Annotated in this window: 10 protein-coding genes and 1 tRNA gene; 7 read left to right on the forward strand and 4 right to left on the reverse strand. The window is 69.9% G+C overall.

Translation table 11 applies throughout. The features are described 5' to 3' along the window. The first annotated feature begins 62 nt into the window (after window positions 1-62). The 3 genes from gltB (at window position 63) to pyk (ending at window position 7,738) form a co-directional block, all read left to right on the forward strand. Window positions 63-4,670, forward strand: a complete 4,608-nt coding sequence (gltB, locus tag ACUYMY_RS08150) for a glutamate synthase large subunit (protein WP_481703086.1) — start codon at window positions 63-65, stop codon at window positions 4,668-4,670. After that, window positions 4,663-6,120: a glutamate synthase subunit beta gene (locus tag ACUYMY_RS08155; RefSeq protein WP_481703087.1), complete on the forward strand. Its 1,458-nt coding sequence runs from the start codon at window positions 4,663-4,665 to the stop codon at window positions 6,118-6,120. Before gltB ends, ACUYMY_RS08155 begins: the two co-directional genes overlap by 8 nt. A gap of 109 nt (window positions 6,121-6,229) precedes the next feature. Further along, complete coding sequence (gene pyk, locus ACUYMY_RS08160; RefSeq protein WP_481703088.1) at window positions 6,230-7,738, forward strand: pyruvate kinase; 1,509 nt, start codon at window positions 6,230-6,232, stop codon at window positions 7,736-7,738. A gap of 119 nt (window positions 7,739-7,857) precedes the next feature. On the opposite strand, the gene ACUYMY_RS08165 is transcribed toward pyk, so the two are convergent. Then, on the reverse strand, window positions 7,858-8,484 hold the full coding sequence (locus tag ACUYMY_RS08165; protein WP_481703089.1) for an ANTAR domain-containing response regulator: 627 nt from the start codon (window positions 8,482-8,484) through the stop codon (window positions 7,858-7,860). Window positions 8,485-8,634: 150 nt separating this feature from the next. On the opposite strand from ACUYMY_RS08165, the gene ACUYMY_RS08170 reads away from it, so the two are divergent. Beyond that, window positions 8,635-8,716: transfer RNA gene (locus tag ACUYMY_RS08170), tRNA-Leu, on the forward strand. A 99-nt stretch (window positions 8,717-8,815) separates the two neighbouring features. Here ACUYMY_RS08170 and ligD read toward each other — a convergent pair. From ligD to ACUYMY_RS08185, 3 genes are all read right to left on the reverse strand, one after another. Beyond that, window positions 8,816-10,060: a non-homologous end-joining DNA ligase gene (gene ligD / locus ACUYMY_RS08175; RefSeq protein WP_481703090.1), complete on the reverse strand. Its 1,245-nt coding sequence runs from the start codon at window positions 10,058-10,060 to the stop codon at window positions 8,816-8,818. A 74-nt stretch (window positions 10,061-10,134) separates the two neighbouring features. Beyond that, window positions 10,135-10,533, reverse strand: coding sequence for a VOC family protein (locus ACUYMY_RS08180; protein WP_481703091.1), 399 nt, complete (start codon window positions 10,531-10,533; stop codon window positions 10,135-10,137). Continuing rightward, a complete protein-coding gene (locus ACUYMY_RS08185; RefSeq protein ID WP_481703092.1) occupies window positions 10,530-11,345 on the reverse strand; it encodes a hypothetical protein in 816 nt (271 codons plus the stop codon). The genes ACUYMY_RS08180 and ACUYMY_RS08185 overlap by 4 nt, the downstream gene beginning before the upstream one ends. A 253-nt stretch (window positions 11,346-11,598) precedes the next feature. Between ACUYMY_RS08185 and ACUYMY_RS08190 the strand changes: the two genes are divergently transcribed. From ACUYMY_RS08190 to ACUYMY_RS08200, 3 genes are all read left to right on the forward strand, one after another. Beyond that, window positions 11,599-12,786, forward strand: coding sequence for an inorganic phosphate transporter (locus ACUYMY_RS08190; protein WP_481703093.1), 1,188 nt, complete (start codon window positions 11,599-11,601; stop codon window positions 12,784-12,786). After that, the gene (locus ACUYMY_RS08195; protein WP_481703094.1) at window positions 12,783-13,004 is read left to right on the forward strand and encodes a hypothetical protein; all 222 of its coding nucleotides are present in this window, start codon (window positions 12,783-12,785) and stop codon (window positions 13,002-13,004) included. Before ACUYMY_RS08190 ends, ACUYMY_RS08195 begins: the two co-directional genes overlap by 4 nt. A gap of 89 nt (window positions 13,005-13,093) precedes the next feature. Next, a complete protein-coding gene (locus ACUYMY_RS08200) occupies window positions 13,094-13,633 on the forward strand; it encodes a dihydrofolate reductase family protein (protein ID WP_481703095.1) in 540 nt (179 codons plus the stop codon). Window positions 13,634-13,652 lie beyond the last annotated feature (19 nt).

Raw genomic sequence — 13,652 nt, forward strand, 5'->3', positions numbered from 1 at the left:
CCAGCATTGCGGGGCCAACGTTGTCCCCTGTCGCCATCGACCAGGAGGAAGGACGTTACGTCATGACTCATCCGACACACGGCGCCGCAGAGCAGGAGTTGCCGAGGGCGATCTCGCCGTTCGAGCGGTTCTCCTCCCTGCCCCCCTCCGCAGGCATGTACCGTGCCGACACTGAGAAGGACGCCTGCGGCCTCGCGATCGTGGCCACGCTGCGCGGAGAGGGCGGCCATGACATCGTCGACGCCGCGCTGCACGCCCTGCGCGCGCTCGAGCACCGCGGCGCCGTCGGCGCCGACGAGGGCACGGGCGACGGCGCCGGCCTCCTGACCCAGATCCCCGACGAGTTCTTCCGGGCCGTCGTCGACTTCGAGCTCCCCGCGGCGGGCCAGTACGCGGCGGGCATCGCCTTCCTCCCCGCGGAGGACCGCGAGGCCGCGACCGCCCGCGCGGGCGTCGAGGCGCTTGCCGCCGCCGAGGGCCTCACGGTCCTGGGCTGGCGCACGGTCCCCGTCGTCGCGGAGCTCGTCGGCGCGATGGCGCGCGCGTGCATGCCCCGCTTCGAGCAGCCGTTCCTGGCCTCGGCCACGGGCGAGGAGCTCACCCGCAACGAGCTCGACGCCCGCGCCTGGCGCATCCGCAAGCGCGCCCAGAACAAGCACGGCGTCTACTTCCCGTCGCTGTCCTCGCGCACGATCGTGTACAAGGGCATGCTCACGACCGCCCAGCTCGAGCCGTTCTACCCCGACCTCTCGGACGATCGGTTCACGACCAAGCTCGCGATCGTGCACTCGCGCTTCTCGACGAACACGTTCCCGTCGTGGCCGCTCGCACAGCCGTTCCGCACGATCGCGCACAACGGCGAGATCAACACGGTCAAGGGCAACCGCAACTGGATGCGCGCGCGCCAGTCGCAGCTGAGCAGCCCGCTCCTGGGCGACGCCCCCGAGGAGCTGTTCCCGATCTGCACCCCGGGCGCCTCGGACTCGGCCTCGTTCGACGAGGTCGCCGAGCTCCTGTGGCTCTCCGGCCGCCCCATCACGCACTCGATCATGATGATGATCCCCGAGGCGTGGGAGAACCACGCCTCGATGGACCCGGCCCGCCGCGCCTTCTACGAGTACCACTCGCTCCTCATGGAGCCGTGGGACGGCCCCGCCGCCGTGTCCTTCACCGACGGCACCCTCGTCGGCGCGACCCTCGACCGCAACGGCCTGCGCCCCTGCCGCTACTGGGTCACCGAGGACGGCCTCGTCGTCTTCGCCTCCGAGGTCGGCGTCGTCGACGTCGAGCCCGCCAAGGTCGTCAAGAAGGGCCGCGTCGCTCCGGGCAAGATGTTCGTCGTGGACACCGACGCAGGCCGGATCATCGACGACGAGGAGGTCAAGGCGGAGATCGCCGGGACCAACCCGTGGGCCGAGTGGGTCGAGGAGAACGTCATCCGCCTCGACGACCTGCCCGAGCGCGAGCACGTCGTGCACACGCCGCAGTCCGTCAACGTCCGCCAGCGCACCTTCGGGTACACCCAGGAGGAGCTGCGCATCCTCGTGGGCCCGATGGCCCGCACCGGCGCCGAGCCGCTCGGCGCGATGGGCTCGGACACGCCTGTCGCGGTGCTGTCCAAGCGGCCGCGCCTCCTGTTCGACTACTTCGTCCAGTCCTTCGCCCAGGTCACGAACCCGCCCCTCGACGCGATCCGCGAGGAGCTCGTGACAAGCCTCAACAGCGCGATCGGGCCCAACGGCAACCTCCTGAGGACCGGCAAGGTCTCGGAGAAGCAGGTCATCCTGCCCTTCCCCGTGATCAACAACGACCAGCTCGCGAAGATCGCGAACATCGAGAACGGCGACGGCGACCGGATCGCCGTCAAGATCCGCGGCCTCTACCGACCCGAGGGCGGCGAGCAGGCCCTGCGCGCCCGCCTCACCGAGATCTGCGAGCAGGTCTCCGGCGCGATCAACCGCGGCGTGCAGTACATCGTGCTCTCGGACCGCGACTCGAACGCGCAGTGGGCGCCGATCCCGTCGCTCCTGCTGCTCTCCGCCGTCCACCACCACCTCCTGCGCAGCGCCAACCGCACCAAGACGGCGCTCGTCGTCGAGGCCGGCGACGTGCGCGAGGTGCACCATGTCGCCGTCCTGCTCGGCTACGGCGCGGCCGCGGTCAACCCGTACCTCGCGATGGAGAGCGTCGAGGAGCTCATCCGCTCCGGCGACCTCCCGGGCGTGACCCCCGAGGACGGCGTCTACAACCTCATCAAGGGCCTCGGCAAGGGCGTGCTGAAGATCATGTCCAAGATGGGCATCTCGACGGTCGCGTCCTACTGCGGCGCGCAGACCTTCGAGGCCCTCGGCCTGTCCCAGGACCTCGTCGACGAGTTCTTCGCCGGCACGCACAGCCAGCTCGGCGGCGTCGGCCTCGACGTCATCGCTGCCGAAGTCGCCGCGCGCCACGAGATGGCCTACCCGTCCTCGGGCATCGAGCAGCCGCACCGGCCGCTCATGAACGGCGGCGAGTACCAGTGGCGCCGCGACGGCGAGCCGCACCTGTTCAACCCGGAGACGGTCTTCCGCCTCCAGCACGCGACGCGCGAGCGCCGCTACGACGTCTTCAAGGCGTACACGAACGGCGTCGACGACCAGTCGAAGAACCTCATGACGCTCCGCGGCCTGCTCTCGTTCCGCGAGGGCCTCCGCCCGGCCGTGCCGATCGAGGAGGTCGAGCCGGTCTCGAGCATCGTCAAGCGCTTCTCGACGGGCGCGATGAGCTACGGCTCCATCTCGAAGGAGGCGCACGAGACCCTCGCGATCGCGATGAACCGCCTCGGCGCGAAGTCCAACACGGGCGAGGGCGGCGAGGACGTCGACCGGCTCCTCGACCCCGAGCGCCGCTCCGCGATCAAGCAGGTCGCCTCGGGCCGCTTCGGCGTCACGAGCCTGTACCTGACCAACGCGGACGACATCCAGATCAAGATGGCGCAGGGCGCCAAGCCCGGCGAGGGCGGCCAGCTCATGGCCCAGAAGGTCTACCCCTGGGTCGCGCGCACGCGCCACTCGACTCCGGGCGTGGGCCTCATCTCGCCGCCGCCGCACCACGACATCTACTCGATCGAGGACCTCGCGCAGCTCATCTACGACTGCAAGCGGTCCAACCCGAGCGCGCGCGTCCACGTCAAGCTCGTCTCCGAGGTGGGCATCGGCACGGTCGCCGCGGGCGTGACCAAGGCCAAGGCCGACGTCGTGCTCGTCTCCGGGCACGACGGCGGGACCGGCGCCTCGCCGCTCAACTCGCTCAAGCACGCGGGCGTCCCGTGGGAGCTCGGCCTCGCCGAGACCCAGCAGACGCTCATGCTCAACGGGCTCCGCGACCGCGTCGTCGTGCAGGTCGACGGGCAGCTCAAGACCGGCCGCGACGTCGTCATCGCCGCCCTCCTGGGCGCCGAGGAGTACGGCTTCGCGACCGCGCCGCTCGTCGTCTCCGGCTGCATCATGATGCGCGTGTGCCACCTCGACACGTGCCCGGTCGGCGTGGCCACCCAGAACCCCGAGCTCCGCTCCCGGTTCACCGGCAAGCCGGAGTTCGTCGTGAACTTCTTCGAGTTCGTCGCGGAGGAGATCCGCGAGATCCTGGCCAAGCTCGGCTTCCGCACGCTCGACGAGGCGATCGGCCGCAGCGAGGTGCTCGACGTGCGCGACGCGATCGACCACTGGAAGGCCGAGGGCCTGGACCTCGCGCCGATCCTCGCGAGCCTCGACTTCGACGAGGACGCGCCGCTGCGCAACACGACGGGCCAGAACCACGAGCTCGAGAAGCACTTCGACACGCCGCTCATGGAGATGGCGTCCGAGGCCCTTGAGGACCGCAGCCCGGTCAAGATCAGCCTGCCCGTGGTCAACACGGACCGCTCGGTCGGCACGATGCTCGGGCACGCGGTCACGAAGGCCTTCGGGACCGACACGCTCGCGACGGACACGATCGACGTCACGCTCACCGGAACGGCCGGACAGTCGCTCGGCGCCTTCCTGCCTGCCGGCGTGACCCTGCGCCTGTTCGGCGACTCGAACGACTACGTGGGCAAGGGCCTCTCGGGCGGCCGCGTGATCGTGCGCCCCGACCGCACGAACGTCTTCCCGTCGGAGCACAACGTCATCGCCGGAAACGTGATCGGCTACGGCGCCACGAGCGGCGAGATGTTCCTGCGCGGCCAGGTCGGCGAGCGGTTCCTCGTGCGCAACTCCGGCGCGACCGCCGTCGTCGAGGGCATCGGCGACCACGGCTGCGAGTACATGACCGGCGGCCAGGCGCTCATCCTCGGCCGCACGGGCCGCAACTTCGGCGCTGGCATGTCCGGCGGAACGGCGTTCGTGCTGGACCTCAAGCCGGAGCGCGTGAACAAGCAGGCGCTCGACTCGGGCGAGCTGCAGCTCCTGCCGCTCGACGACGAGGACCGCGACATCGTGCGGAACCTGCTCGTGAAGCACATCGAGGAGACCGAGTCCGCGCTCGCGCAGCGGCTGCTCGAGAATTTCGACGACACGGCGGCGAGGATCACCAAGGTCCTGCCGCGCGACTACGCAGCAGTGCTGCAGACCCGTCTGTCGGCCCTCGAGGAGGGCCTCGACCCCGACGGTGAGGAAGTTTGGTCTCGCATCCTGGAGGTGACCGGTGGCTGACCCACGCGGATTCCTGAAAGTCCGGCAGCGTGAGACGCAGCCGCGGCGCCCCGTTCCCGTCCGCATCATGGACTGGAAGGAGGTCTACGAGGCGCAGGAGCGCGGCGTGCTCAAGCGCCAGGCCGGGCGCTGCATGGACTGCGGCGTGCCGTTCTGCCACCACGGCTGCCCGCTCGGCAACCTCATCCCCGAGTGGAACGACCTCACGTGGCGCGGCAAGGGCCGGGACGCGAGCGAGCGCCTGCACGCGACCAACAACTTCCCCGAGTTCACGGGCCGGCTGTGCCCCGCTCCGTGCGAGACCTCGTGCGTGCTCGGCATCAACCAGCCGGCCGTGACCATCAAGCAGATCGAGGTCTCGATCGCGGACGAGGCCTTCGACGAGGGCTGGATCGAGCCGCTCCCGCCGGCGCGCCTCACGGGCAAGACCGTCGCGGTCGTCGGCTCGGGGCCCGCGGGCCTCGCGGCCGCCCAGCAGCTGACCCGCGTGGGCCACACCGTAGCCGTGTACGAGCGCGACGACCGGATCGGCGGCCTCCTGCGCTACGGCATCCCCGACTTCAAGATGGAGAAGGAGGTGCTCGAGCGCCGCCTGGCCCAGATGAAGGCCGAGGGCACGCGCTTCCGCACCGGCGTGGACGTCGGCAAGGACGTGAGCTGGGACCAGCTGCGCCGCCGCTACGACGCCGTCGTGGTCGCCACCGGCGCGACCGTCCCGCGCGACCTGCCCATCCCGGGCCGCCACCTCGAGGGCGTCCACTACGCGATGGACTACCTCGTCCAGGCCAACCGCGTCGTCGCCGGGGACACGGTCCTCGACCAGATCGACGCCCGCGGCAAGCACGTGGTCATCCTCGGCGGTGGCGACACCGGCGCGGACTGCATCGGCACCGCACACCGCCAGCAGGCAGCGTCGGTGACGACGCTCGCGATCGGAAAGCAGCCCCCGAGCGAGCGGCCCGCGCACCAGCCGTGGCCGATGTTCCCGAACCTCTTCGAGGTCGCGAGCGCCCACGAGGAGGGCGGCGAGCGGACCTACCTCGCCTCGACCGTCGAGTTCGTCGGCGAGAACGGCCGGCTCACGGGCCTCAAGGTCGCCGAAACCGAGTTCGTCGAGGGCAGGCGCGTGCCCAAGGCGGGCACTGAGCGCATCATCCCCGCGGACCTCGTCTTCCTCGCGCTGGGCTTCACCGGCGCCGAGCCGGCGGGCATCACCGAGCAGGTCAAGGCGGGCTTCGACGAGCGCGGCAACGTCGCGCGCGACGCCGACTACATGACCAGCACGCCCGGCATCTTCGTCGCCGGCGACGCCGGCCGCGGCCAGTCGCTCATCGTCTGGGCCATCGCCGAGGGCCGCGCGTGCGCGGCCGCGGTCGACCGGCATCTCACCGGCGCGACGATCCTCCCGGCGCCGGTGGCGCCGACGGATCGCGCCATCTCCGTTCTGTGACCCGATGGCGGGGCAGGCCACATGGCCTGCCCCGCCATCGGCGTCGTAGGGCCCCTTCTGTTCATCCCCCTGACATCCCCGATCACCACTTCCGACCTAGGGTAGGTATATGAGACGCGCGAAGATCGTGGCCACCTTCGGCCCGGCCATCTCCAGCTATGAGAACACTCTGGCGGTCATCGATGCCGGAGTTGACGTGGCCCGCATGAACATGAGCCACGGCGACCACTCGGTGCACGACAGCACCTATGAGAACGTCCGCAAGGCCTCCGCCGAGCTCGGCAAGGCCGTCGGCATCATGGCCGACCTGCAGGGCCCGAAGATCCGCCTCGGCCGCTTCGTCGACGGCCCGCATGAGCTCGCCGTCGGCGACGTCTTCACGATCACGACCGAGGACGTGCCGGGCACCAAGGAGATCTGCTCGACGACGCTCAAGAGCCTCACCGAGGACGTCCGCGTCGGCGACACCCTCCTCATCGACGACGGCAAGGTCGCCCTCCGCGCGACGGCGGTCGACGACGTCAAGGTCGTCACCGAGGTGACCGTCGCCGGCACGGTGTCCAACAACAAGGGCATCAACCTCCCCGGCGTCGCAGTCAACGTCCCTGCCCTGAGCGAGAAGGACGAGGTGGACCTGCGCTGGGCCCTCAAGCGCGGCGTCGACTACGTCGCCCTCTCCTTCGTGCGCGATGCGAGCGACGTCGTGCGCGTGCACGAGATCATGGACGAGGAGGGGCGCCGCGTCCCCGTCATCGCCAAGATCGAGAAGCCGCAGGCCGTCGACCAGCTGCACGAGATCATCGACGCGTTCGACGCGATCATGGTCGCCCGCGGCGACCTCGGCGTCGAGCTTCCGCTCGAGGAGGTGCCGCTCGTCCAGAAGCGTGCGATCGAGCTCGCCCGCCGCTGGGCCAAGCCCGTCATCGTCGCGACCCAGGTTCTCGAGTCGATGATCGAGAACCCCCGCCCGACGCGCGCCGAGGCCTCGGACTGCGCCAACGCCGTGCTCGACGGCGCGGACGCCGTCATGCTCTCGGGCGAGACGAGCGTGGGCGCCTACCCGATCGAGACCGTCAAGACGATGGCCAAGATCATCGAGTCCACGGAGGAGCACGGCCTCGAGCGCGTCCCGCCGCTCGGCTCGCAGCCGAAGACGCGCGGCGGTGCCATCACGCGCGCCGCCGTCACGATCGCCGACCAGCTCGATGCCAAGTACATCTGCACCTTCACCCAGTCCGGCGACTCGGCACGGCGCCTGAGCCGGCTCCGCCCGCAGAAGCCCGTCTTCGCGTTCACGCCGCTTACGTCGACGCTGAACATCCTGAGCCTGTGCTGGGGCATCCAGCCGCGCATGGTGGACTTCGCCGAGCACACCGACCAGATGATCGCCCAGGTCGACGAGTACCTCCTGCGCTCCGGCCTCGCCGAGCCGAACGACCTCGTCGTCGTCGCGGCCGGCTCGCCCCCCGGCGTCGCCGGCTCGACCAACGCCCTGCGCGTGCACAAGGTCGGCGACCTGGCGGACGCCGGCCAGCTCGTGAGCGGCGCCGCGGCGCCCGAGCGGGAGAAGGTCGGCCCGTGGCCGGTCAAGGACAGGAACAAGGCCAAGCCGATCTAGTATCGCCAGGCACGCGAAGAGGGCGGCATCCCCGTGGGGGTGCCGCCCTCTTCGCGTCGATTCGTGGTGATGGGAGCCGGTGCGGGGCGGGTCCTCCCCGGCCCGCGCCCGGCCCCGCGTCAGGTGACCTGGTTGATGATCGTCTCGGCGACCTCGCGCATGCTCAGGCGGCGGTCCATCGAGGTCTTCTGGATCCAGCGGAACGCCTCGGGCTCCGTCAGGCCCATCTTGGTGATGAGCAGGCTCTTGGCGCGCTCGACGAGCTTCCGGGTGGCGAACTGCTCCTGGAGGTCGGTCACCTCGGCCTCGAGGGCCTTGATCTCCTCGTGGCGGGAGAGCGCGATCTCGATGGCCGGGATGAGGTCGTTCGGCGTGAACGGCTTGACCACGTACGCCATGGCGCCGGCGTCGCGCGCGCGCTCGACGAGTTCCTTCTGGCTGAAGGCCGTGAGGAGGACGACGGGGGCGATGCGGGCCTTGGCGATCTTCTCCGCCGCCGTGATGCCGTCCATGACCGGCATCTTGACGTCCATGAGGACGAGGTCCGGCTTGAGCTCCTCGGCCAGCTCGACGGCGCGTTCGCCGTTGTCTGCCTCGGCGACGACGTCGAAGCCCTCGCCGCGCAGGATCTCGATGATGTCGAGGCGGATAAGGGTCTCGTCCTCGGCGACGACCACGCGGCGCGCGGGGGCCGTGCTCGGGGACTTCTCGTCGGCTGGGGCAGCCTTGGCGGTCTTGTCGGACACTCGGGCTCCTAGATTCGGGGGTTGGGTCTGCCCTCGATCCTACCGGCGCCGCCCTGCCGACGCCCATCCGCCAGGCCGGTCTGGCCACGCGGGGGCTGCCGGGAGGGTACAGTGGTTCCGCAGGCGCCCGTGTCCCCACGGGTTGCGCATGCCCGAGTGGCGGAATTGGCAGACGCGCCGCACTCAAAATGCGGTATCGAAAGGTGTGTGGGTTCGAGTCCCACCTCGGGCACAGTGTGTTTCCCCATTCAGGGGCTTGCGGGCCTCTGGCACTGGACGAATGGTCACTGTGCCAGATCGATGCGAGTTGGGGGTTCCAGCAGGCAGCGGGTCAGGACCCCGGGCGCCCCCGCCACTCCCTGCCGCCCCATGGGTCATAGTCGGCGATGAGCTCACCCTGCGGGGGCCGCTCCGCTTCGGGGACGTGGTGCAGGTTCACTCGCACCCTGTACCAGAGCGAGCTCGATCCGCGCATTCCGTCGACGAGCACATCGGCCGGACGCAGGGCCGGAACGAGGTCCGCGTGCCGAGCCTTCCACTCATCGAGGGCCGCGTAAGCCTCGGATTTGGTCTTGGTGCGGGCAACCTCGATGAGCGGCATCACCGACTTCCGGCGACCGAAGCCGTCGCCCCCGCGCGGCGGCTTCTCAGCGGGGCCCATATCGGCCGCCAAGGCGAGGAGCCCGTTGAGGGTGCCGACCGCGTCATCGATGCCGGCGTGGGGGTCACCCACGTCGGCGAAGCGCTCGGGCACTGAGCGCACCGTGAACTGTTCCGGCCGGGCGGAGCGGACCTCGTCCCATGTGAGCGGCGTTGAGACCCGGGCGTCGGGCAGGGGCCGGATCGAGTACGCGGATGCCACGGTGCGGTCCTTGGCGTTCTGGTTGAAGTCGACGAACACACTCTCGCCGCGCTCCTCCTTCCACCACCGCGCGGTGGCGAGCCCGGGAGCGCGGTTCTCGACCTCGCGGGCGAGAGTTTCGGCGGCGAGCCGCACGTCGCGGTACGACCAATCGGGCGCAATGCGCACAAGGATGTGGAGTCCCCTCGACCCACTCGTCTTCGGCCACCCCACCAGTCCCACGTCGTCGAGCACCTCCCGCGCGACGTAGGCGACGTCGACAATCTGCGACCAGTCGACTCCCGGCATCGGGTCGAGGTCGACGCGGAGCTCGTCGGGGTGCTCCAGGTCCTCGGCACGCACGGGGTGCGGGTTGAGGTCCAGGCATCCAAGATTCACGACCCACGCCAGGCCCGCGGCGTCCCGGATGACGGCCTCTTCGGCTGACGTCCCCGACGCGTAGTGCAGGGTTGTCGTGTCGATGAACTCAGGGTGGTTTTCGGGCACGCGTTTCTGAAAGAACGGCTCAGCGTCGATGCCCTTGGGGAAGCGCTTGAGCACCATGGGGCGCCCGCCGGCGCCGCGCAGCGCACCCTCTGCGACGGTGAGGTAGTAGCGAACCAGGTCGAGCTTCGTCAGCCCGGGCTGGGGGAACACCACCTTGTCCGGGCTCGAGATGCGAACCTCGGTGCCGGCAATGTCGAGGATCTCGGCCGGCGTCTTCGACGGGTTCATTCCGCCACGCTAGCAACGATCGGATGACCCAGCCAGACCAGCTGCGCTGCAACCGCAGCTCGGGTATCTGGGGCCTACGGCGAGTTCGTACCTGCCCCCGATCCATACGGACGCGTGATGGCCTCGAGGAAATGCCCATCAGGGTCCGAGAAGTAGACCCCGCGTCCGCCGTCGTTGTGGTTGATCTGCTGTGGACGGGACCGGCCAGGGTCTGCCCAGTAAGGGATGCCCCTGGCCTGGATCCTTGCGAAGATCCCGTCGAAGTCCTCTTCGCTGACCAGGAAGGCATAGTGCTGCGGGGAGATGGGCCCCTTCGCTGCAGCGAAATCAAGAGTCACTCCATGCTCGAGGGGCACGGTCATGAAGGACCACATGGCCTGCGGCTCCGGCAGCCCCAGGACGTCGGCGAGGAACTCTGCCGAACGCCGCTTGTCCGTTGCGTAGACGATGGTGTGGTTGAAGGTGACCGTCATGACGCCTCGTCAACCGGCAGAACGAGCAGGTAGCCGGTCGGCAGGTCGCTGCTCCAGCGTCGCGGCTCGCGGACCACGAACTGCGTCGCCAGCTGTTCGGGGGTGAGCAGGCTGTTGGGTGCCGGGGACGGCCCCCACTGCACGCCACCGTAGGGGTAGAGCGGATCCTGGACGCGGATGCCCGTGACGGAGAACTCCGGGAACTGGTCCGGATCGCCGAGCGACTCGAAGCCGCTCATCACCGAGACGTGGCGACCGCGCCACAGGACCAGCCCGACAGGACGATCCGTGTCGGCGATGGCGCGCGCCGCGGTCTGGAGGGCTTCCTCGTAGTCGGCGATGCTGACGACGGTGTACGGCCCCATCCCGACCTCGGTCAGCACCTGAGCCCAGCCCAGGGGGTTGGCACCGTTGAACGAATTGAACGACCGTGCCCGCGCCATCTCCCACAGCTCGCCCTGGTGTGCACGATCAGCCCACGTGCCGGACCCCGTGTCGTCGATGAGGTTGTGCATGATCTGGATGCTGGCCGCCACACACCAGTCGAAGGTGTACTGCGGCACGAAGTCCCCCTCCTGGTAGAGGTTGAGCGCGAACGGCTGGGGCACCGGGGGCGGCGTCGGAGTAGGTGTCGGCGTGGGGGAGGGGGCCAGAGGGGCCACGGCGTCATCGCGTGCAGCTGCCGGGGCCGAGGAGATCTGGGCCGGTCGGTCTGCGGCCGCCTCGTCGAGTCTGGCCGCGGGCACGCAGCCCGTGAGGAGGGTCGCTGGGATGACGAACCAGGCCAGAAGACGGAGCGGGGCACCGATCATGACCCATCCATTTTATCGCCGCTCGATGGGAACGCCGTGAGGGCGCCGGGCCGCCCCAACTTCCGTGATCGGCAGCCCGCCCCCTAGGATGGACACGCCGCGCCGACCCCAGATCCCCCGATCCGTCAAGAGACCTCGAGACAACTCTGCGTGGCAGTCGGTGAACATCCAGTGAACCGGGCGCCCGAGAAGTGCGCCTGGCGCGGAGAGTTCCCCGAGCCAACCGTCACACGACCCCGAAGGGGACCCCCGGGTGGACATCACCGCCATGATTGTGCTGGTCATCGTACTGGCGCTCTTCTTCGACTTCACGAACGGCTTCCACGACACGGCCAATGCGATGGCCACCCCCATCGCGACGGGGGCCATCACGCCCCGCCGCGCCGTCGCGCTCGCCGCCGTTCTCAACCTCGTCGGCGCCTTCCTGTCCACCGAGGTCGCCAAGACCATCTCCGGCGGGCTCATCCGGGAGGGGGAGCAAGGCATCCACATCACCCCCGAGGTGATCTTCGCGGGCCTCATGGGCGCCGTGCTGTGGAACATGTTCACGTGGCTGCGCGGCCTCCCGTCCAGTTCCTCGCATGCCCTCTTCGGCGGCCTCATCGGCGCCGCGCTCGTCGGCATCGGCTTCCACTCGGTCAACTTCACGACCGTCGTGGCGAAAGTGATCCTGCCGGCCATCGCGGCCCCGCTCATCGCCGGCTTCGCGGCGTGGCTCTGCACACGCATCGCCTATGCCGTCACGGCCCGGCGCACGGCAGAGGGCGAGAAGCTCCACCAGGGCCGCGCGACGTTCCGCATCGGGCAGATCTTCACCTCGAGCCTCGTCGCGCTCGCCCATGGCACGAACGACGCCCAGAAGACCATGGGCATCATCACACTCGTGCTCATCTCCGGCGGGCTGCAGGAGACGGGGTCCGGCCCCGAGTTCTGGGTCATCGCAGCCTGCGCCATCGCGATCGCCGTCGGCACCTACGCCGGCGGATGGCGGATCATCCGCACGCTCGGCACCGGCCTGACGGACGTCAAGCCCGCCCAGGGCTTCTCGGCCGAGTCGAGCACGTCGGCCGCGATCCTCGCCTCCTCCCACCTCGGTTTCGCCCTCTCGACGACGCAGGTCGCCTCCGGCTCGGTCATCGGCTCCGGCCTGGGCCGCCGGGGCACCACGGTGCGCTGGGGCACGGCAGGACGCATCGGCGTCGGCTGGCTCCTGACGCTCCCGGCGGCCGCCGTCGTCGGCGGCCTGGCCGCCCTGCTGATCGGGCTCGGCACTCCCGGCGTCATCGCGACCGCCATCCTCGGCAGCGCGGCCGTCCTCTGGATGTTCATCGTGTCCCAGCGGGACAAGGTCGGCCACCACAACGTCGTCGAGGTCGAGGACGCAGGCGAGGCCGTCGAGTTCCCCCGCCGCCGCCCGTTCGCCCGGAAGGAATCCAAGTGACCATCAAGTGGGCCGAGCTGGCCATCGTCGCCGTCGCGACCATCCTCAGTGCCGGGACTGTCGTCCTCCTCTACGGACTCGGCGTGCGGCTCGCCGCGGTCGCCGCCGACCGCCGTCCCGGGGGAGCGCTCCAGCGCGCCGTGTCGACCGTGTGCTTCGGCCTGTGCGGCGTGGCTGTCCTGGTCGGCGTCTACCTGATCGTCCCGTACTTCCACTGAGACTGTTCACCTGGGCCGGTTCACCTGAGCCTTTCACCTGCGCCTGCCCCCTGCTGGGCAGTACTCCGGCGTGCGGCTAGGGTGGGCGGATGGCTGAGTTCGTGTACTACGTGGGCAGCAGCCTCGACGGCTACATCGCGGCCGACGGCGGCGGGCTGGCCTGGCTCGAGCAGTTCAACCGGGTCGACGGCGTCGCCGGGTCCTACGAGGCCTTCGCGAAGACGGTCGGGTGTGTCGTCATGGGCGGCGCGACCTACGCGTGGATCCGCTCGCACTCGACCGCCCAGTGGCCCTACGAGGTCCCCTGCTGGGTGTTCACGCACCACGACCATGGGGTGGATGACGGCGCCGACGTGGTCTTCGTGCGCGGAGACGTGACCGAGTTCGCGGGCGAGCTGCGCCGGGACGCGGGGGAGAAGGACGTCTACATCGCGGGCGGCGGCCGGCTCGCGGGCGAGTTCCTCGCCGCCGGGCTCGTGGACCGGATCGTCCTGACCCTCGTGCCCATCGCCCTCGGCGGAGGAGTGCCGCTGTTCGGCGGGAGGCCCCTCGACGAGCCCGCGGGCTTCGTCCTCGAGGGGCTCGCGGAGCGCGGCGGGACCGTCGAGCTGACCTACGGGCGGGCCTGAGGCCGGCGACGCAGCCCCG

The organism is Sinomonas sp. T428B (genome assembly GCF_056780155.1).

Excerpts from the sequence above, each read along its gene's own strand:
- ACUYMY_RS08200 (WP_481703095.1), top strand. The coding sequence starts at position 13,094 with ATGGCTGAGTTCGTGTACTACGTGGGCAGCAGCCTCGACGGCTACATC.
- pyk (WP_481703088.1), top strand. The coding sequence starts at position 6,230 with ATGAGACGCGCGAAGATCGTGGCCACCTTCGGCCCGGCCATCTCCAGC.
- ACUYMY_RS08185 (WP_481703092.1), bottom strand. The coding sequence starts at position 11,345 with ATGATCGGTGCCCCGCTCCGTCTTCTGGCCTGGTTCGTCATCCCAGCG.
- ACUYMY_RS08180 (WP_481703091.1), bottom strand. The coding sequence starts at position 10,533 with ATGACGGTCACCTTCAACCACACCATCGTCTACGCAACGGACAAGCGG.
- gltB (WP_481703086.1), top strand. The coding sequence starts at position 63 with ATGACTCATCCGACACACGGCGCCGCAGAGCAGGAGTTGCCGAGGGCG.
- ligD (WP_481703090.1), bottom strand. The coding sequence starts at position 10,060 with ATGAACCCGTCGAAGACGCCGGCCGAGATCCTCGACATTGCCGGCACC.